The organism is Paenibacillus cellulositrophicus (genome assembly GCF_009363095.1).
Classification (GTDB): domain Bacteria; phylum Bacillota; class Bacilli; order Paenibacillales; family Paenibacillaceae; genus Paenibacillus_AQ; species Paenibacillus_AQ favisporus.
This window is the reverse complement of record NZ_CP045295.1, coordinates 1,834,397-1,855,161: the sequence shown is the minus strand read 5'-3', so window position 1 is coordinate 1,855,161 and position 20,765 is coordinate 1,834,397. Positions and strand designations below refer to the sequence as shown.

The window sequence follows — 20,765 nt, the reverse complement described above, 5'->3', positions numbered from 1 at the left end:
GCCTCTCCTCCTCATGAAGGTTATTGATAATGAACCCAGCGTTTTTGGAAATACATCTGAAACGCGGTGATGATCAGGATGACGATAAACAGGATGAACGCCTCCGCCGAAGCGTAGCCCATGTTGAAGTACTTGAAGCCGTCCTCCCAAATGCTGTACACGACGGTGCGCGTGGAATCGAGCAGGGAGGTCTGCTGCCCCATCATGATGAAGACGAGGTCGAATACCTGGAAAGAGTTGATGAAGGACATGACGAGCACGAAAAACAGGCTCGGCGTCAGCAGCGGCAGCGTTATCCGGAAAAAGCGGTAGACCGTGCCGGCGCCGTCCAGCGACGCCGCTTCGTAATAGCTCGACGGAATTCCCTGCAGCCCCGACAGCAGGATGACGGCGTTGTAACCGACGCTCGTCCAGACGCTGACAATGACGATCGACATGAGCGCAAACTTTTCGTCGAACAGCCAGTTCGGCTGGGGCAGATGCATCGCCCCGAGCACGTAATTGATGAGGCCGAACTCGGAGTTATACAGCCATTTCCACACCATACCGACCGCGATCGGCATGGTGATGACCGGGATGAAATAGAACGTGCGGTACACGACCATCCCTTTGATATGCTGATTGAGCAGCACGGCGAGCAGCGTGGCAAAGACGATGGACAGCGGGACGGTCGCAACGGTATAGAGCAGCGTATTCAGGAGGGAATGCGTAAACTTCTCGTCCTGCATCAGCTGGGTAAAATTGTCGATCCCGTTGAACGCCGGAGCGGACATGCCGTCCCAGTTCGTAAAGGACAGAATCAGGGAAGCGGCGGAAGGCACCATATAAAAGAGGGCCAGACCCAGTGCGACGGGGAGGATAAATACGTACCCCCAGACCGCCTCCTGGATGGCCAGCTTGGAAGTTTTCCGCTTCCGGGCTGCAGGCAGGTTCGGGTCTTTCGACTTGACGGCCAGCGGCGTATTCACCGGCAGCACCATCCTTTCTCTCGAAGTTAAGTGGATACAAGCATAGATTCTTCTTTAATCCTTCTTCTCTTCCGCGAGAATCTCGTTCATTTTATCGGCTATCGTCTTCAGCGCTTCCTCAAACGACTTTTTCCCGAGGTAGGCGTCCTGAAGCTCCTTGGTCTCCACGTCCTGCCACTCGGCCGTCCGCTCGGACACCGGATACGGCACAGCAAAGTCCAGACTATCCACGAATATCTTCAGGTCAAGGGAAGGGATCGACTTCAGCCAGCCTTCCTCCGTTCCTTTATAAGCGGGAATGCTGAAGCCCGATTCGGCCAGGTACTGCTCGCCTTCTTTGCCGGAAAGCACCTGGATCAGGTCCCATGCTTCCTGCTGATGCTTCGTTTTTTCGTTCATCGCCCAGCTAAGGCCGTGAACGATCGTCGCTTTCTGTTTGCCTGCGGGCAGCGGGGCAACCCCCAGCTTGTCTCCCAGCAATTTGTACAGCTCGGGCGCGCTGACGGAAATGGCGGGGAACATGGCGGCTTTGCCGGAGCCGAACAGCTGGAGCGGCTTGGTCTCAAGCTGCTGCTGGGCGTTCGGGGAATAGCCCTGGTCCATCAGCTTTTTCTCCCATTGAAAAGCGGATAGCGCTTCGGGCGAATCGAAGCCGGATTTCGTTTTATCTTCGGAGATGATGTAACCGCCAGCCTGGTGGATCAAATCGTAGTATCCGGACTGGCTGTCAATCAAAGCGGTGTAGCCGTACACGCCGTTCTGCTTGTCCGTCAGTTTGGCGGCATTCTGCTCGATCGTATCCCAGGTCCAGCTGCCGTCCGGGTAAGACACGCCGGCTTTGTCGAAAAGTTCTTTATTGTAGTAGAGTCCAACCGCATCGAGGAAATAAGGAAGTCCATAAAGATGATCGTTGTAGGTGTACAGATTGACGAGGGCGTCTGTGTAAACGGAGGTATCGAGCTTGCTTTCATCAATAAGCGGCTGCAGATCCTTGATCCAGCCTTTGGAGGCATAAGCGTAGAAGTTGGGGCCGTTCATCCAGAAAACATCGGGCCCACTGTTGCCGGCGAGACTTGTTTTCAATTTGGTCCAGTAGTCGGCCCAAGGGGTGTAAGTTACTTTGACTTCCACGTCGGGGTGGTTTTTCTTGTACAGCTCAATCGATTTGTTGACGGTGTCCTTCACGTTCTCATCCCATAGAGCCACATTGATTACTTTTTTGCCGCCGGCTTCTCCGGAAGAGCCGCCGCAGCCTGTCATTACAGCAGTGAACAGAAACAGGAACACGAGGATGATCGACATTTTTCTAGCCATTCCAATAACCTCCTCTAAATATGGTTCTTGCACTCATTCTTGATCTGCCGCAGTTCCAATGATGTACGAATTCTCCCCCCCTTATCTTGCGAAAATCCATCGCCATACTTATTCCAATAATCAAAATAAGTAGATGCCAACTGACCATTCGATGTGAGGTTTCAGGAAAAGAATGGCATCTATTTGCGTAAGATTATATATTTGGTGATTTTTATTTTCAATAGTTTGATAAATATTTGCATAAAAACTTTTGGAAGGCAGGAAAACGGCGTTTTCAAGTGGAAAGTATCGGTTTCCGCATATTTTGGTCATTGGAATATGTTACATGGAATGGAGCATTGGGAACTATATTTTACTGTAAATATGGAATAAGATGGAATATATTGATGCATTTTGCCGAAGAAAGGGGAAGATGGTTGAAAACGATGAGAAAAGGCGATTGGAAACTGATTCAGGAACTGAACCGGTCGATCATTTTAAATAAAATCCGCCTGGACGGCCCGATCTCCCGGATCGAGCTGGCCAAAGGAAACCGGATTAGCCCCTCCACCGTAGCTGCGGCGGTTCAGGAGCTGATCCGGGAAGGCTATGTGACTGAAATCGGCAGAGGACAGTCCAGCGGCGGGCGCAAGCCCATTTTGCTGCGATTTGCGCCGGATAACCATTTTTTGTTTGCCGCATCGATCTCAAACACGGTCATCGAGGTTGCCCAATTAAACCTGGAGGCGAACATCCTGCGCAAAGAATCCGCTCCTGTCGGAACGCGGCAGGGAGAAGGCGTCATCGAGCTGATGCTCGGCATGATCGATCGCTTCGTCACCGAAACCGGCAGCCTGGACGCTTGCATCGGCATAGCCGTCACGACGCCGGGCGTGGTTAATGTTGAGCAGGGGGTTGTCTACTATAATTCCAAGCTCCGCCTGAATGACGTTCCGGTCAAGCAACTCGTGGAAAGCCGCTATGGGATTAAAACCTGGGTCGAGAACGATACGAACTCGCTCGTGCTTGCGGAACGGCGGTTCGGGAGCTACAGCTCTTTTGCCAATCTGATCTATATTATGGTCGGCAATGGGATTGGGGCAGGCATCCTTGTCAACGACATGATCCTCCGGGGAAAGCTGGGAGGAGCGGGCGAATTCGGCCATACGAGCGTCAACCGGAGCGGAATCCGCTGCGAATGCGGTAACGTCGGCTGCCTGGAGAACTCGGTAAGCTGGCCTGCGGTGCACTCCCGAATGATGGCGGCGATGGCCTCGGGCCGGCAGACGCTTATCCACGATCTGACAGGCGGCGACTTCAGCCGGATCGAGCCTGAGGTGTATAAAGAGGCGCTGTCCAGAGAGGATCGGCTGGCTATGGACATCACTGAGGAGATCGCCGAGCATCTGGGTGCAGGCATCGTCAACCTGGTGAACCTGTTTAATCCGGGAGCGATCGTGTTAGGCGGGAACGTGGCTCAGGACAATCCCATTCTGCTCCATAAGGTTGAGGAGCATATTTCAAGGTATGCCATGCGTATTTTGAAGGACGATCTGGTTGTTGGGCAGTCTTCGCTTGGGGATGACGGTAAATTAATCGGTGCGGCCGCTGTCGTGCTGCAGGATCTGTTTCAGTTTTCGTTAACATAACCGTCATCCTTTGGTGAGGAGACTGTGAGGAAATGAAAAAGAAACTGGAAAAGGCTTCATACATAAATATGGTTGATGGAAACCGGTTCTAGCAGTACAATAAGGCAGCGGTTCTCGAAGGAATCCCTTAACATCTTTTGCAACCGGCAGAGAAAGGTTTGATATGGTGACGAAGGTAAATGCAATGATGCAGAGGCTGCGTCCTCTCGCCCCATTAGTACTGATGCTCGTTTTTCCCGTTCTGGGGTCGATTTACCAGCTGGTGAACCACCCGAATGACCGCGTGTATTCCCTTGTCACGGAAGCGGATCTGGCTATTCCATTTATAAAATATTTTGCGCTCCCTTACGGCGTATGGATCTTCTATATCTATGCCTGCCTGGTCTACCTTTTCTTTAAGGACAGGAATTTGTATTACCGGGGTATTATACTGTACACGTTATGCGCAATGACATGCTACGGCATTTATCTTGTGTTTCAAACGACGGTGCCAAGGCCGGTCGTGACCGGCAGCGATCCGTTCAGTGAGCTTGTCCGATTTATTTATAAACGGGATCAGCCCTACAACTGTTTTCCGAGCATTCACTGCTTCTCGAGTTACATGGTTATGCGACTCTTTCTGACAAGCAAGGCCCGGAGCCGCGTGATCATGATTCTCGTCAGCACGATGTCGATTCTCATCATCGCCTCGACACAGTTCGTGAAACAGCATGTCCTCTGGGACGCCGTTTCGGCGATCGCGATGGTTGAAATTTACCACTTCTTGCTCTATGTCCTGCCCGGTGCACACCGCAGCCGGGAGAAAGTACGGCAGCAGAAGGAACTTCAAGCATAAGGCAGCATGCTCTAACAGAGCCCTGCTGCACCAGATCGGCAGTCTTCCGAGTGAAGGCTGCCGTTGCTGCGTTTCAGGGCCGAGGATGGTGCAAAAACGAAAAAATTGTGCAGGAAACCGAAGTTCATGCTACAATGAACCAAACATCCTATGTTTGGAGGTATTCGAATGAACTTGCAGCGTCCAACGCGTTCAACGCTTGTCGAGCAGGTCGCTTATCAGCTGGAGAAGCTGATTGAAGAAGGGCGGTGGCCCGTTGGGGAACGCATTCCTCCGGAACCGGAGCTGGTGGAGAAGCTGGGCGTCAGCCGAAACACGATCCGTGAAGCGATCCGTGCCCTGATTCATGCGGGACTGCTCCGTACACGGCAGGGGGACGGGACGTACGTTGTCGCGTCGAGCAGCCTCGGTCCCGTCCTTCAGCGGCGGATGGAGCGCTCCAAGCTGAGCGAGACGCTGGAGGTTCGCGCTGCGCTGGAGCAGGAAGCCGCCCGGCTCGCTGCCCAGCGAAGCACGGCGGATGATATCAAGCAGATCCGGCTTACGCTTGCGGCCTGCAGCGCCGCAGAACAGTCCGGAGATATGGAAGCTTATATCATTGCCGATTTGGCCTTTCACAAGCAGGTGATCGCCGCTGCGCATAACCGGCTGCTCAGCGAATTGTATGACAGCATTAGCGAATCCGTGACGAGTTCCCTCTCGCTGGGCAGCTTGCGCTGGGATCTGGTGCTTGTGCACTGCCGGCTCAATGAGCGCCTGCTTGAAGCCATCATCCGCCGGGACGCGGCGGAGGCGGGCGAAATTGTCCGATCGTATATCCAGGCATCCCAAGATGCCTTGCTTGATTTGTCTGAAGGAGGAAATACAGAACATCATGAATAAAACATACGAATTGTCTACGCAGCCGGCGGAGAATCCCCAGGTTTCCACAGGGATGAAGGCGCTGCTGCTGGTTCTTGGTATTATCCTGATCGCGACGACGTTGCGGGCGCCGATCACTTCGGTGGGTCCGCTCGTTGAAACGATCCGGCTCGATACGGGAATGTCGCATACCCTTGCGGGGCTGCTGACCACGTTCCCGCTGCTGGCCTTTGCCGTCGTCTCCCCGATTGCTCCGAAGCTGGCCCGGAGATGGGGCATGGAGAAGACGCTGTTTAGCGGAGTGGCCGCTGTAACGCTGGGCATTGTCCTGCGGTTCGTTCCTTCGGTCGCCGCTTTATTTGCCGGCACGATTCTGCTCGGCCTGGGCATCGCGGTCAGCAATGTGCTGCTGCCGAGCCTGATTAAGCGGGATTTTCCGCTGCGGGTGGGTGTCATGACGGGAATCTATTCCGTTTCGATGAACATCTTTGCGGCTATCGCCTCCGGCGTCAGCCTTCCGGTGTCGAATCATCTCGCTTCCGGGTGGCGGGGATCCCTGCTCATCTGGGGAATCCTGTCATTGATCGCGCTCATCGTCTGGTTGCCGCAGCTTCGGTACCGGCATCGGACCGGCGAGGTGCGGATTTCATCGGAAAGCAGCATCTGGCGCTCGAAACTGGCGTGGCAGGTCACGATTGTTATGGGTTTGCAATCCTTCGTATTTTACTCGGTCGTGTCCTGGCTGCCTGAAATTTTGACCGATCGGGGCATGAGCGGTTCGACGGCAGGCTGGATGCTGTCGTTGATGCAATTTTTCAGCGTGCCGGTCACGTTCTTCGTGCCGATTCTGGCGGGACGCTTTAAGAATCAGCGCGGACTGGTCGTCGGGACGTTCCTCTGCTTTGTTCTGGGCTTTGTACTGCTGCTTAGCGGATGGAACGCGATCGTTCCGGTCGCGGTCGTATTGGTCGGAATCGGCACCGGTGCGGCCTTCGGCCTCGTAACGATGTTCTTTATGCTCCGCACCCGCCGGACCGAACAGGCTGCGGAATTGTCCGGTATGGCCCAGTCGGTCGGGTACCTGCTGGCCGCTGTAGGACCTCTGTTGATTGGACTTGTCCATGACCTGAGCGGCAGCTGGACGACCGCGACCTCGGTCCTGCTGATCGTGGCCATCGTCTATATGCTGGCCGGATGGGGTGCCGGAAACAACACTTACATTGAAGAATAAAGCACAACCTCCGCCGGAAGGGCGGAGGTTGTTTGCATTTTTCTTGAGACGGCCGTTACAAATAGATGCCGCTGCTGAAGCCCTGAATGTACATGGCACGCTTTCTGCGGGAGCTGCGGCGCATCTTAAGGATGCTGGACTTGCTGCCGCTGCCGGTTGCAGATTTGTGCCGGGAGTACCTGGAGTGTCTGGAGGCTTTTCTCCGCTTCCTCATGACGACCCTTTCACTCTGTTCCCTTTCGCTCCGGTGGCGGGAGGATGGTTTTCTAGGCGAGTGTTTGCGGGTTTTGCGTTTCATAAGCAGATGCCGTGCTTTTCTGTCTGCGCTTCTTTTGATGGGCGCCGGGGGTATCGGCTCCTTGCTCCATGGCGTTAATCTCAGATTATCCTGATAGAGGGCATATCCTGGGGAAAGCGGGTCCCAGCACTTCATGTCACCGGCAAAGTGAACGATTTTTTGCTGGAGGTCCATTTCGGCACCCGGGACGTAAAACCAGTTGAACCGTTGATCCAGCAGCAGGCAGTTTCCCCCGAATACGTGGTTCAGGCAGTCCTGGTCCGGCATCGAGGTGCCGGGAAAGGCGCGGAAAAAGTTCAGTATTTCTTCAAACCACGTCACGTGCTGCCGAATGGCATTGAGGTCAAATACAAGGACCCCGGAGTTAAAATAGGTTTCGGGATTTAAACCCTGGACGGCCACGACTTCTGCGATGCCGTGGATGCCTTGGTCGTGGATAGCCCCAAGGTAGCCGCCGTTCAGGTCGATCTCCCACAGCTCGGTGATGTCCATATTGACCATCACGTCGCAGTCGAGATAGATTACCCGTTCAGCAGGTACCACGGCTGGCAGCAGCAGCCGATAAAGACTGCCCCACGTCCATCGGTCGATGGAGCCGGTTCCCGACAGAACGTCCATCATCTCGACCGGCAGGGTCACAGGATAGAAGTGGATCGGATGCTTGAAATCCGCCGCCAGCTGGGCGAGCTTGTTCTTGTTTTCATCCAGGAGCGAATCGTCATGGAGGATATGAACCTGAAGCTCGGAGGAAGTATTACGGAACACGGAAGCCAACGCGGCGGCAGCGTGCTCGGAATAGCTTCCGTCCTTATCTGTAAAAGCTAAAGCCAATTCAATCATTTGTGGGGACACCTCTCTTTAGAATTGGTTTTCCGTTACATACCTGCATCACGAGAAGGCAGGCGGGTGAAGCTTGGGCTTACGGCGCAGGATCACCGGAACCGGAATCCGGTAATTGCGGGTCCTCTTTTAACAGCTCGCTCATTTCGTCCTGCAGGTGTTGCTTCAGTTGCGCTCTTTGCTTCGTCAGTGCCAAAATGGCCTTCACATAACCCAGCGGATCACCGACGTCATGCCAGCGGCCTTTAATCTCGCAGGTATAAATCGCTTCTTTGACAAGTAATTGATTCAATGCGTCCGTCAGCTGGATTTCGCCGCCAACTCCCGGGGATTGGTTTTCCAGGATATCGAAAATGGATGCAGTCAAAATGTAACGGCCCACCATGGCCAGCCTCGAAGGAGAGGCATCGACCGCGGGTTTTTCCACCAACCGGTTCACATACGCAAACGAATCGACCAGCGGTTTGGCGTCGACGATGCCGTAGCTCGATACCTTGTCAGCCGCCACGCTCTGCACGCCTACGATGGTCGTCTGCAGCCGGTCATACCCATCCATAAGCTGCTTTAGCGACGGCGGATCAGCGTCAAAAAACGTGTCTCCAAGCAGGACGGCAAAGGGCTCGTTTCCGATAAACTTGCGCCCTACCCCGATGGCGTGCCCCAGACCTTTACGCTCTGATTGGCGGATATAGTGGATGTCGACAATGCCGGTAAATTCCCGGATTTTGCGGAGTTCCTCGAACTTGCCTTTTTGTTCCAAATAATATTCGAGCTCCAGCGCCGAGTCGAAGTGATCCTCGATCACCTCTTTGCCTTTGCCGGTCACGATCAAAATTTCCTCAATCCCGGAAGCCGCGGCTTCTTCGATAATAAACTGGATGGTAGGCTTATCGATAATAGGCAGCATCTCTTTGGGCATTGCTTTGGTGGCGGGAAGAAACCGCGTTCCGTAACCGGCTGCCGGAATGATCGCTTTACGAATCTTCAAGCGGTCCTCCTCCTTTGCTGATAGCAATTTCGCATACTGTCATCTTATGCCGAAGAGAGCTGCGGATCGTGGACATTTATCCAGTGCGGCAAAATTAATGGACGGCCGGTTTTTTGCAGGCAGAAGTAAGACTCCAAAAAAAATTTATCCGTTCCGGGACACGGTTTTTTCGCTGCTCTGCCAGGTTGGGAAAAGCCCAATCTTTTTTTTCTGTGGTATATTTTAATGGATGGGTCGGAAGCGGGTAATGATGAAATATCAATTCAATTGAAACCAAAGGAGGGAATGGAACTCTTGAAAAGCTTCGAACTGCTCACCAATTATTTGAAGAAAAATGCGCTTCTCTACCTGACCGCCGTTATCCTGATCATCTTGTCCAACGTGGATCAAGCGCTGCTGCCGCAGATTCTCGGTAAGGTGACGGATGGACTGAAGGAACGTTCGATCGGTCGCGAGGACATCATCCGCTACAGCCTGATCCTGCTGGGGATCGCCGTGTCCTATGGCGTGCTGTTCGGCTTAGGGCAGTTTACCATTATGCGTCTCGGCCGGCGGTTCGAATTTTTGACAAGGGGCCAGATCTTTGCCCAGTTTTCCCGCCTCAGTGAGGACTTTTTTTCCAAACAGGGAACCGGCAAGCTGCTCAGCTATGTCATGAACGACGTGACTTCGGTTCGGGAAGCGATTTCATTCGGAGTCACGCAGACGACCAACGCCGTGTTCATGGTCATCTCCTGTGTTGTCATGATGCTGGTTACAGGTATACCGGTAACTCTGATTCTGGTCAGCGTGTGCCCGCTGGTCGCCATTCCGTTTCTGGTCATTTATTTTGGTCCCCGCATCCGGAACCGGTCGATGGATGTGCAGGAAGGGTTGGCCACGATGACGGAATCCGCCGATGAGCAAATCGGGGGCATCCGCGTCACGAAGACGTTCGCCATCGAGGAGACGGCGCAGCGCCGGTTTGACGAGACGGTGGACGGGGTGCGCAGCGCGCAGCTGCATCTGGTGAGGATGTCATCCTTGTTCCAGGCGCTGCTTCCGTTCTTGGGGGCGTTATCCCTTGTCGTCTCGCTGCTGGTCGGCGGATATATGACGATTCAGGGCCGGATGACCCTTGGAAGCTTCGTCGCGCTGACCTTCTACCTCCGGATGCTGACGGGACCGCTGCAGCAGATCGGCAACGTGATTAACATGATGCAGCGCTCGGGAGCCTCCCTGGAACGCGTCAACCGGCTGCTGGCCCGGGTGCCGAGTGTGAGGGACAAGGACGACGCTTCGGACCTTGCCCGCATCGGGGATATCGCCGTGGACCACTTGACGTTCTCTTATCCGGGGACGTCAGAACAAGCGCTTAAGGACGTCAGCTTCACCATTCCGGAAGGTCGCACCGTCGGGCTCATCGGCCGCACCGGCAGCGGCAAATCGACGCTGGCAAAGCTGCTTCTGCGCATTTATGAGCCCCCGGCCGGCAGCATTCAGGTGAACGGCCAAGATATTACCCGTGTGACCCTGGAGTCGCTGCGCCGCAAGATCGGCTATGTGCCGCAGGACGGCTTCTTGTTCAGCACGGATATCGCCGACAATATCGCCTTCAGCGACCGCTCCGCCAGCATCGAGCAAATCCGCGAGGCAGCGGCCCAGGCTTTGCTGCTGGAAAGCGTCAACTCCTTTGAAGCGGGATTTGAGACCCGGCTCGGCGAGCGGGGACTTACGCTGTCCGGCGGTCAGAGGCAGCGCGCGAGTCTGGCGAGAGGGCTGATGAAAAAGCCCGAGCTCTTGATTCTCGACGACAGCATGAGCGCCGTAGACGCGATGACGGAATCGGGCATCCTCGGCAATTTGATCCGGGAGCGCAGCGGCAAATCGACGCTCATTATCGCGCACCGGATCAGCAGCGTCCAGCATGCCGATGAAATCATCGTGCTGGATCAAGGCCGCATTGTCCAGCGAGGCAGCCATGAGGAATTGATGGCCTGTCCGGACGGGCCATATGCATCTTTATACCGGATTCAACAGGAGGGACTGCAGCATGCCTAATTCTTCAGCCGCTGCCCTCAAGGCAACGCAAGCAAAGGATGCAGCGGACAAGAAAAAATCATTTGAAGCCTTCAGGGCGATACTGGCTTACGGCAAACCGCACAAGTGGGCTTTTGCCGGCGTGTTTGTCTGCGCGATCCTCGGCATTTCCGCCGATCTGCTTCAGCCGTATCTGGTCAAGATCGTGATCGACGATCATTTGGCTGTCGGCGGCAGGGACATGGGTTATATCGCCACGATCGCCGGCATTTATCTCGGCATTTCGATCGTCAGCTTCTTATTCACGTATTTGCAGAATAACCTGCTGCAGTACGCGGGTCAAAGCATCGTGGCACGGATCCGGAAGGACCTGTTCCAGCATATTTCCAAGCTGTCGATGTCCTATTTCGACCGCGTGCACCGCGGCAGTCTGGTGACCAATGTGTCCAGCGACACGGAGACGATCAGCCAGTTTTTCACACAGGTGCTGCTCAGCTTGATCCGCGACGGCATGACGCTCGTACTGATCATTGTCTTTATGTTTCAGCTCGATACGACGCTGGCCTGGTATTCGATGATCGTCCTGCCCGTCATCGGCCTCGTGGCTTTCCTGTTCCGCCGCTATCTACGCCAGGCGTACCAGATAACCCGGAGCCGCTTGTCGCGGTTAATCGGATTCATTGCGGAGAATTTGTCCGGGATGGGGCTGATTCAGGCGTTCCGCCAAGAAGAGGAACAGACCCGGCGTTTTAACGAAAATAACCAGAGCTACTGGGAAGCGAACATGAGGGAGGTCCGCGCCAACGTGCTGTTTAACCGGACCTTCGACATTCTGGGCAACGTCGCCCTCGTTACGGTCGTCTGGCTGGGCGGACTGGCGGTATTCCATGAGCATATGGCCGTCGGCGTTCTGTACGCGTTTACGAGCTACATCCGGCAGTTTTTCCAGCCGATCAACCAGATCACGATGCAGTGGAACACGTTCCAGTCGACGACCGTATCGATGGACCGGATCTGGAAAATATTCAGCACCGAGCCCGAAGTGAAGGACCCGGAGCCTGACCAAACGTGCCGGCTGCGCTTGTCCGAAGCCCGCGGCCGGGTCGACTTCAATCACATTTCTTTCGGCTATTCGGAATCCAAGCCGGTCATTCCCCATCTCGACCTCCATTTGAAGCCCGGGGAGATGGTCGGCATCGTCGGAACGACGGGAGCGGGAAAGAGCACGATGATCAGCCTCTTGAACCGGTTCTATGACGTTAATTCCGGCAGCATCAAAATCGACGGGGCGGATATCCGCGATATTCCGCAGCAGCAGCTCCACCGTCTCGTCGGACTGATCCAGCAGGAGCCCTATCTGTTCGCGGGAACCGTCCTCGATAACGTCCGGCTGTTTCAGGAGGACATCTCTCGTGAAAAGGTGATGGATGCCTGCCGGTTCGTCGGCGCGCACGACATGATCATGCGGATGTCCGGCGGATACGACACGCTCCTATCGGAGCGGGGCAGCGGCCTGTCAGCCGGGGAGCGGCAGCTGATCTCCTTCGCGCGGATCATGGTCTTTGAGCCGCGGATCCTCATCCTGGATGAGGCGACCGCCAACCTGGATTCGCATACGGAGCAGCTGGTGCAAAGCGCGCTGGCGAACGTGTCTACCGGGCGGACGACGCTGGTGATCGCCCACCGGCTGTCCACGGTCATGCACGCCGACCGCATACTGGTGATGAAAGACGGCCGGGCGATTGAGGAAGGCACCCATGACGAACTGCTGGCCATGCACGGATACTATGAGCAGCTGTACAATCATGCAAGGCAGGCGGCTGATGAAGAGTAACCTGGAATGCAGGGGCCGACTGGAGGCCGGCTGAGCCGGATGTATAGAAACGGGGAGAGAGCGATGCTCTTTCCCCGTTTTATTTTGCAAACAGAAAAACGAGGCTTCCAGCGTAACGGGATCGGATCATAGCTGTAGTAACGGCGTTCCTCTGGGAGCAGGCTCTGACGCGTGAAATACTCCCTCAACCGACGAGTTTTTAGATGCGAAACGGATTATACTGCGACTTTTTAACCATTTACTTAAGACCTAGTGATCTTCTAAGATAGTGAATAAACCTAACATGAATCTCTTTGATAAAGCCAATTGGTCTATGAGCAAGCGTTTTCAATGTTATATAATATTACATAATCATTTCATAAACCGACGTAGGAGGGCTCATATGCAGCATTGGTTCGGAACATCCTTGAAGCATAAGCTGTCTTTGCTCACTATTCTGGCCGCGCTGGTTCCGCTGCTGTTCCTCGGCATTTTCTCCTACAAAATGGCCGAGAGCCTGACTGAGGAAAAAGCCAAAACCTCCGGAATGAACAATCTCAGGCAGCTGGATGTCTATCTGGAGACGATGGTCAAGGACGTTGAGAACATTTCGCTTTTTCTGATCGGCAACGAAGGCGTGCAGTCCTATTTAAAAAGCTCTGAAAGCAATTATGTGCAGCAGACCGCCGTCATCAACTTTCTGACAAGCCTCGCCTTTTCCAAAGATTATATCGCGAACATCATCATCGAGCCGCTTGGGGCCAAGGACTCGATCTCCTATAAGTCGCTGGTGCGGTCAGAGTTCCAGGATGTCACGGAGAGGGATCCTGATTATTATGCCGAGCATCCCAAATGGTGGTCTTCGGTCCACCGGCAGTGGACCTTTGAAGGGGTGAGGAAGATGATCACGCTGGCAAGACCGATCCGCAGCACCGATAAATACAAGCCGATCGGAAACCTGCAGATCAATCTGGATCAGGGGGTCATCGCCAGCCAGGTCCGGCAGGTGGCATTGGAAAAAACGGGCTTCGTGCTGCTGCTGGACGAGAACAACCGGATTCTCGCGGGCCCCCCGGATATGGAAACGAATCTTGCGCTGGACACTTATTATCCTTCGATCGGCCCTTTTGAGGGACAGAGCGGGGATTTGGTCTACGGGCAGGGGAGCGGCAAGAAGACGATTTTGTATAAAAAGATGTCCAGCGTGGGCTGGAAGCTTGTCGGGATCATACCGGCTGCGGAATACAGCTCGCAAAACCAGTATTTTCTAAGGCTTACGGCTGTCGCTGTCACCGCTGCGATCCTGTTTGTCATCATTCTGGTTCTTTTTCTGATTCAAAAAATAACTAACCCGCTCTCCGCGCTCACCAAATTCCTCAGAAACGCCAGGCCGGAAGAACCTCTGCCTGCACTGCCGGTCAAAACGATAGACGAGGTAGGTCAGCTGATTATCAGCTATAACCGGCTTACTTCGCGGATCGTGAAGCTCGCCGATGAGGTCAAGCGCAATGAATCACTGAAGAAGGAAGCCGATATGCATGCGCTGCAGGTGCAGATTAACCCGCATTTTCTGTATAACACCCTCTCCTCGGTGCAATGGCTGGCGCTGATGAATCAGGACGGTGCCAAGATCGCCGAGATGGTCGGCTCGCTGAGCGATTTTCTGCGGTTCAGCTTAAATGCCGGTCAGGAATACTGCACGGTGCTGCAGGAGATCACGCATGTCCGTCATTACATGAATATCCAGTCGATCCGGTATCCCGACAAATTCGATTTTCGGGTCGATGCGGCTGAGAGTTTGCACCATCTAACGATGCTTAAGCTGTTGCTTCAGCCACTGGTGGAGAATGCGATCCTTCACGGCCTGCTCGGCCGAGACGGGCGGGGCATGATCCGGATTGCGGTGGAACGCAGCGGGGGGTTCCTCGATTTCGCCGTTGAGGACGACGGGATCGGAATGCCCGAAGAGAGGCTTCAGTGGCTCCGGAACCGGCTGGCGGAGCATCCGGCGGCCTACGGGCAGGGGACTGTTACCGGCGGGAGCTACGGGCTGCGCAATGTCAACAAGCGGCTGGCGCTGCATTACGGCAGGGATGCCGGACTTCAGGTGGAGAGTGCGGAAGGAGCGGGCACGCGGATAACATTCAGGATCCCGATCGTGCAGGAGCCAAAGGAGTGGAGTCGGGAAGAATCAAGCAAAGGGGAGAACGAAGATGAAGGTTATGATCGTTGATGACGAAGTGATTATCCGAAACGGGCTAAGCACGGTGGTCAATTGGGAGGAGAACGGTTTTACGGTGCTGGAGCCGGCCGCTTCCGCCGAAGAAGCGCTGCAGCGGATTCCGGATGAGCAGCCCGAAATTATATTTACCGATATCCGGATGACGGGGCTCAGCGGTATCGATATGGCCAGGGAGGTGAAAAAGCAGTTCCCCGATACCGAAATCATCATCATTTCAGGATTCGACGAGTTTGCCTATGCCCAGCAGGCGATGCGCGAAGGAGTCAGCGACTATTTGCTGAAGACGAGCAGACCGGGGGAAATCATCCAGTCCGCGGCCAAGGCCAGGGAGCGGCTGGAGGTTCGCCGGCGGAACGAGGAGGGCGGCAGGGTCCAGCAGACGATCGTGAACCGCGGGTTCTTAAGGAGACTGTTGGCTTCGGGATCCGCACCCGATGCCCGAACCGAAGCCGAGTTTTGGGACCGGTTCCCCGACCTTCGGCCCGATGCTGACGGGCTCGCGGTGCTCCGGATTTGGCTGCTGTCGGTCCATTCCTCCAGCTCGGGGGAGAGCGGCAGCCGCCCGGACGGCGATGTATACCGCATCGTCGGCAGCCGGCTGGCTGAACGATTGCCATGCGCATGGCTCGAATGGAACGGTGCACTGCTTCTTCTGGTAAAAAGCCGGGGCGAGGACGACTGGAGCCGCATGAGGCCGGTGCTGGGCCATGTGGAGGCTGAGCTGGGCTGCCGGGTCACGGCGGCCGGCGGGCTGCCGTTCACCCAGCTCCAGGACCTGCCCGGTGCCTTAGCTGCCGCAGCGGAGGCCGGCTCCTATGCATGGCTGCTGCGTGCAGAACGGCGCATACGGTATGAAGAGGTAGCCTCCCGCCGGGGCATCCGGACGGTATGCACGGTGGAGGAAGAAACCGGGCTGTTTGCCCTGCTCCGGGCGGGCGACACGTCCCGCCTGCAGTCCTGGATTACGGATTTGCTGGAACGGATCATGCTGGACCCCGAGGCTACGCCAGGATCGATGCAGGCTTACCTTCATTCCATTCTTGTCTCGGCCCGTCGGTGGCTGGAGCGGGCCGCCGCTTCGATCGGTTACTCCAGTCCGCTTCCTTCAGGGACTCCATTCGATATCTACGAGCTGACCAAGTGGCCAGAACGGATCATGGTTCATGAATTGAAACAGATCATGCAGCAGTACAGCGGGATGGTATCGGCGTCCAGTCCGGTAGAACGGGCCATTGCTTACATTCACGACCACTTGGACCAAAGCCTGTCGCTGCAGCAGGTGGCGAAGCACGTCCATATGAACCCGAACTATTTCAGCGAGCTGTTCAAGCGGGAGACCGGCCGCAACTATCTCGAATACGTCACGCAGGCGAAACTTCGCAAGGCGATGAGGCTCCTGCGGGAAACGCCGGCCAAAATCAGCGAGGTCGCCGGCGAGATCGGTTACGAAGACCTGAAGTATTTTAATCGCCTGTTCAAGAAATTCACCGGTCTGACCCCTTCGGAATATCGGGCAAGTGCTGAAGTTTGTCCCTCCCTTGACTGAATTCTATCCCCTGTGGGAGACGTTCATCCTCTTTTATACTTGGGCTAATCATCGCAAGGCTGATTGAACTTAAGATTTATATCAGAGGGGGATGACCATGAAAAAAACACGCAAATTAGGCATTGTTCTGCTGCTCATGACGATGCTCCTTGCCGCCTGCGGCAGCGGGGAGAGCGGCAAGCAGGCAGAGGGAAGCGCGGGCGGTCAGGAGAAAGTGAAACTGACGATCTGGCACAATTTTGCCGGGGATGATTTGCGGGCCAAATCGGTCCGGAGCTTCATCGAGCAGTTCGCCAAAGACCATCCGGAGGTGGAACTCGACGCCCAGGCCATCCCGCCTGACGGTTACCGCCAGCGACTGAGCACGGTTGCCGCGGCGAATGAGATGCCGGACGTATTTTTCGTCTACGCGGGCAGCCAGTCCTCCGAGCTGTATCAGGCCAAGCTGCTTCAGCCGATTACGGAGGTGCTTGACGCGCATTCGGATTGGAAGGACAAGTTCCTGCCGGGCGCTTTTGAACCGTATGAGTTCGAGCAAGGACAGATCTATTCGGCTCCGCTGGGCATGTCGGCCACCTCAATCCTGTACTATAACAAGGCCTTGTTCGAAAAAAACAACGTCAAAGTCCCGACTACGTGGGATGAAATGATGACGGCCGTCAGCGCATTCAACGCCAAAGGCATCACCCCGATTGCGCTGGGCAACAAAGCCCCGTGGGTAGCGCAGTCCACGATTCTCGGTTCGCTCGCCGACCGGGTAACGGGAACGGAATGGTTCAAGAACGCCGCTGCGCAGAAAGGGGCCAAATTCACTGATCCGGAATTCATCCAGGCGCTAGGTCATTTTAAGGAGCTGGTGGATCACAAGGCGTTCCAGGACGGCGCCAACAGCATCGACAATACGCAGGCTGAGCAGTATTTCATACAGGGGAACGCGGCGATGATGATCAGCGGCGCCTGGACGCTCACGAACCTGGCGGCATCCTCTACGGAAGACCAGATGAAGGATATCGAAGTGACGGTGCTGCCGCCAATCCCCGGAGGGAAAGGGAAGGCAGGCACGATTTCCGGCGGTGCCGGCGGCGGACTTGCGCTCAGCAGCCGGACGGAAGGCAAAGCAAGGGAATTGGCGCTGGAGCTGATTTATGCGGTCAGCGGGCCGGATGCCCAGAAAGCGATCGCCGAGAGCAACTCCATGGTGATGTACGACACCGATATCGACAAGTCTAAGGTAACTTCCCTCTACTATAAAGCCTTCAACCTCGTCAAATCGACCGAAGTCACGCCGGTCTATGATGCTTATTTGTCGGCGGAAGCGGCCGAGGTCATTAATAACGGCCTCCAGGAAATCATGATGGGCGGCTCCGTAGAAGGCGTCGCACAGAAGCTGCAGGACGCGCAGGCCCGGTCGGCCGCGCCTTAATGACGGACATGAAAGGGAGGAAGCTGCCATGCCAACAGCGATGAGAAGTAAAGGATTCATAGCGCTAGCTCTTCTTCCGGCGCTTCTGCTGTTTTTGATCTTCGTCATTATTCCGGTGTTCTGGTCGGCGTATTACGGGTTTTTCAGCTGGAAAGGCTTTGGCGACGCCAAATTCATCGGGCTGGACAATTATAAGGAGATGTTCCGGGATCCGATTTTCTGGCGGGCGCTGCGCAACAATCTGATCTTGGTCGTATCGTCGATCGTCGGCCAGGTTCCGGTCGCGCTCGTTTTGGCCATCGTATTGTTCAAGAACTCGCTGTTCTCCCGGTTTGTCCGTTCGGCCGTTTTTATGCCGATGGTGCTGTCAACCGTCGTGGTCGGCCTTATCTGGGGATACATTTATCACCCGCAGTTCGGGGTTGCGAACCATGTGCTGGATCTGCTCGGCCTCCACTCCTGGACCCGGGCTTGGCTGTCCGACCCGAAGGTCAACATGCTGGCCATATCCATTCCGATCAACTGGGCGAACATCGGCCCTTACCTGGTCATTTTCGTCGCAGCGCTGCAAAATATTTCACCCGAAATCCACGACGCAGCCAAAATCGACGGCTCCGCCGGCTGGAACAAGCTGATTCACGTCACTCTCCCCATCATTTGGGGGACGGTGGTCGTCACGATCGTACTATGCATCTCCGGAAGCCTGAAAGCCTTCGACCATGTCATTGTTATGACAGGCGGGGGGCCGGCGCGGTCAACCGAGCTGCTGGCGACGTACATGTACAACAGCACGTTCAGCGTTTACCGGTACGGTTACGGCTCGGCCGTGTCCACCATGATCATGATCGTCAGCGCGGTGCTGATCGCCTTGAACTATTTGGCGACGCGCCGTAAAAGCAGCTGAGGGGAGGAGAAGCAAGGATGAATGCAACGATTACAGCCGCTTCCCGGAGCGGCACGGGAAAAAGAGCCGTCTTCAAAGGGCTGGCCGGCTTCGGCAAGCTGATCCTGCTGGCGTATGCCGTCGTTACGCTGTATCCGCTGTACTGGCTGTTTACGAGCGCTTTTAAAACAAACCAGGATTTCTTTGCCAATCCGTACGGGCTGCCGAAACAGTGGATGGCGCAAAACCTGGTAAGGGCGTGGGATCTGGGGAATATGGGAAGGGCAATGCTGAACTCCGCGGTCGTTACGGTCTCGGCGGTTATCCTGACTATTCTGCTCAGCGTGCTTGCGGGGTATGTGCTGTCGAGATTTTCGTTCCCGTTAAAAAAAGTCGTCGTCGTGCTGTTTACGGTGGGGCTTCTGATTCCGATCCACAGCACGCTGGTTCCCTTGTTTATCATGATGAAAAACATGGGACTCCTCGACACCTACGGTGCGCTCATTCTGCCCTATACAGCGTTTGAGCTGCCGATCGCCGTGTTTCTGTCCATGGCCTACATGTCCTCGATTCCGAAAGAGATTGAAGAGGCGGCGATGATCGACGGCAGCGGATGGTGGGGAATATTCGGCCGGATGATCCTCCCGCTCTGCACGCCGATCGTGGCAACGATTTCGATTCTGGCGTTTCTGCGGTTCTGGAACGATTTTTCCTTCGCACTCGTCTTTATCAACACGCAGGCGCTGAAGACGCTGCCGCTCAGCCTGTCCCTTTTCTCGGACGGTTTCGGCACGGATTACAGCCTGACGATGGGGGCGATGGCCATCGCGGTGCTTCCAACGATCGTCATCTATCTGATCCTTCAGGAGAAAATCATGAAGGGCATGGTGGCCGGCTCCACCAAAGGATAGGGTGGATGTTCAAAGATCGTAAACGATCTGCTCGCGTAAAATCAGGCAATCCGTCAACGGTTCATACCGGGCGGGTTGCTTTTTGGTTATGACCGTTTATTTGTCCGGCTGCGGCTTGGCATCAGGAGCGAAGCTCTCCCTGTATTGGGCCGGCGACATCCCGTAGGTGCTGCGGAACACGCGGTGATAGTATGAATAACTGGCAAAACCGCAAGTTTCAGCGATCTCCTCCTGGGTCATGGTGCTGTATTTCATCCGTTCGATGGCGGCGTTCAGCCGGATTTCCAAGGCGTATTGGATCATCGTTTTGCCGTACTGCTCCTTGAAGATTTTCACAGCTCTGGACAGGCTCAGACCGACATGGGCGGCGGCTTCTTCCAATTTAAAGGTAACGGTGGCATGCTCCTCGACAAAACGCTTCAGCCTCAGCGCGGTATAAGCGGTGCGGTTCGCCGGCTTTGTCTCCGTGATGGCCCGGTCCAGGCAAAGGCACAAGCTTCGCAGCAGGTAACCGGTGAGCTCCACGTTCTCCCCCTCCAGGCCGCGCCTTTTTTCCAGCAGCAGCTGCCTCCACAGACCAAGCAGGCGATCGTCGCTGCCAATCCGGCTGACGACCGGCCGGCTCATCCGGCTCCACCAGGCATCGATCCAGCCGCCTTCGCAAAACAGAAAATAATCCCCGCTCGAGACGCGTCCCCCGCCGGCATCCTCATGCACCATAAGCTCGTATTCGTCTCCCGGTTTCAGCAGCAGCAGGTCCCCGCCTTCGACATGGTAATCGGTGCCGTTGCAGAATACGGTGCAGGATCCTTCCGTCTGCAGCCGGAACAAATAGGTCGTCAAGCCCGCGCGGTGGCTGTTGCTGAACTGCTGGAAATGGTAGGAGTAATCGCAAATCAGCAGTCTGGCTTCCATCATGTACTCCCCTTTCTCAAAAAAACAAGCAAATAGTTCATGTTGCAATC

16 protein-coding genes are annotated in these 20,765 nt (G+C 55.3%); 11 read left to right on the top strand and 5 right to left on the bottom strand.

The annotated features are described in order from the left end of the window. Positions 1–20: 20 nt before the first annotated feature. A complete protein-coding gene (locus tag GCU45_RS08495) occupies positions 21–968 on the bottom strand; it encodes a carbohydrate ABC transporter permease (protein ID WP_076174475.1) in 948 nt (315 codons plus the stop codon). A gap of 54 nt (positions 969–1,022) precedes the next feature. Beyond that, positions 1,023–2,282 (bottom strand): ABC transporter substrate-binding protein, encoded by a 1,260-nt coding sequence (locus GCU45_RS08490; RefSeq protein WP_152398622.1) that lies wholly within the window; start codon positions 2,280–2,282, stop codon positions 1,023–1,025. A 425-nt stretch (positions 2,283–2,707) separates the two neighbouring features. Here GCU45_RS08490 and GCU45_RS08485 point away from each other — a divergent pair, with 425 nt between their 5' ends. The 4 genes from GCU45_RS08485 to GCU45_RS08470 all read left to right on the top strand — a co-directional run bounded on the left by GCU45_RS08485 (position 2,708) and on the right by GCU45_RS08470 (position 6,837). Beyond that, on the top strand, positions 2,708–3,910 hold the full coding sequence (locus tag GCU45_RS08485) for an ROK family transcriptional regulator (protein WP_152402910.1): 1,203 nt from the start codon (positions 2,708–2,710) through the stop codon (positions 3,908–3,910). Positions 3,911–4,073: 163 nt separating this feature from the next. Next, positions 4,074–4,745: a phosphatase PAP2 family protein gene (locus GCU45_RS08480; protein ID WP_152398621.1), complete on the top strand. Its 672-nt coding sequence runs from the start codon at positions 4,074–4,076 to the stop codon at positions 4,743–4,745. A 168-nt stretch (positions 4,746–4,913) separates the two neighbouring features. Further along, entirely contained in the window at positions 4,914–5,627 is a 714-nt protein-coding gene (locus GCU45_RS08475; protein ID WP_152398620.1) for a FadR/GntR family transcriptional regulator, read from the top strand. Further along, the gene (locus tag GCU45_RS08470) at positions 5,620–6,837 is read left to right on the top strand and encodes a CynX/NimT family MFS transporter (RefSeq protein ID WP_152398619.1); all 1,218 of its coding nucleotides are present in this window, start codon (positions 5,620–5,622) and stop codon (positions 6,835–6,837) included. The genes GCU45_RS08475 and GCU45_RS08470 overlap by 8 nt, the downstream gene beginning before the upstream one ends. A 55-nt stretch (positions 6,838–6,892) precedes the next feature. On the opposite strand, the gene GCU45_RS08465 is transcribed toward GCU45_RS08470, so the two are convergent. Both GCU45_RS08465 and galU read right to left on the bottom strand, forming a co-directional pair. Then, positions 6,893–7,975, bottom strand: a complete 1,083-nt coding sequence (locus GCU45_RS08465; protein WP_152398618.1) for a glycosyltransferase family 8 protein — start codon at positions 7,973–7,975, stop codon at positions 6,893–6,895. 79 nt (positions 7,976–8,054) lie between these two features. Next, the gene (gene galU, locus GCU45_RS08460; protein ID WP_152398617.1) at positions 8,055–8,963 is read right to left on the bottom strand and encodes a UTP--glucose-1-phosphate uridylyltransferase GalU; all 909 of its coding nucleotides are present in this window, start codon (positions 8,961–8,963) and stop codon (positions 8,055–8,057) included. Between the two features lie 285 nt (positions 8,964–9,248). Here galU and GCU45_RS08455 point away from each other — a divergent pair, with 285 nt between their 5' ends. The 7 genes from GCU45_RS08455 (at position 9,249) to GCU45_RS08425 (ending at position 19,800) form a co-directional block, all read left to right on the top strand. Next, positions 9,249–11,003 (top strand): ABC transporter ATP-binding protein, encoded by a 1,755-nt coding sequence (locus tag GCU45_RS08455; protein WP_420819904.1) that lies wholly within the window; start codon positions 9,249–9,251, stop codon positions 11,001–11,003. Then, on the top strand, positions 10,996–12,816 hold the full coding sequence (locus GCU45_RS08450) for an ABC transporter ATP-binding protein (protein ID WP_152398615.1): 1,821 nt from the start codon (positions 10,996–10,998) through the stop codon (positions 12,814–12,816). Before GCU45_RS08455 ends, GCU45_RS08450 begins: the two co-directional genes overlap by 8 nt. A 382-nt stretch (positions 12,817–13,198) precedes the next feature. Beyond that, positions 13,199–15,028 carry a cache domain-containing sensor histidine kinase gene (locus GCU45_RS08445; RefSeq protein ID WP_152398614.1) on the top strand — a complete coding sequence of 610 codons (1,830 nt, stop codon included), beginning with the start codon at positions 13,199–13,201 and terminating at the stop codon, positions 15,026–15,028. Further along, positions 15,009–16,583 (top strand): response regulator transcription factor, encoded by a 1,575-nt coding sequence (locus tag GCU45_RS08440; RefSeq protein WP_152398613.1) that lies wholly within the window; start codon positions 15,009–15,011, stop codon positions 16,581–16,583. Before GCU45_RS08445 ends, GCU45_RS08440 begins: the two co-directional genes overlap by 20 nt. Positions 16,584–16,680: 97 nt before the next feature. After that, positions 16,681–18,006 (top strand): extracellular solute-binding protein, encoded by a 1,326-nt coding sequence (locus GCU45_RS08435; protein WP_152398612.1) that lies wholly within the window; start codon positions 16,681–16,683, stop codon positions 18,004–18,006. A gap of 28 nt (positions 18,007–18,034) precedes the next feature. After that, positions 18,035–18,910, top strand: coding sequence for a carbohydrate ABC transporter permease (locus GCU45_RS08430; protein WP_089548390.1), 876 nt, complete (start codon positions 18,035–18,037; stop codon positions 18,908–18,910). Between the two features lie 17 nt (positions 18,911–18,927). Next, positions 18,928–19,800, top strand: a complete 873-nt coding sequence (locus GCU45_RS08425; RefSeq protein ID WP_152398611.1) for a carbohydrate ABC transporter permease — start codon at positions 18,928–18,930, stop codon at positions 19,798–19,800. 96 nt (positions 19,801–19,896) lie between these two features. Here GCU45_RS08425 and GCU45_RS08420 read toward each other — a convergent pair whose 3' ends face one another. Next, positions 19,897–20,715, bottom strand: coding sequence for a helix-turn-helix domain-containing protein (locus GCU45_RS08420; protein WP_105446150.1), 819 nt, complete (start codon positions 20,713–20,715; stop codon positions 19,897–19,899). Between the last annotated feature and the right edge of the window lie 50 nt (positions 20,716–20,765).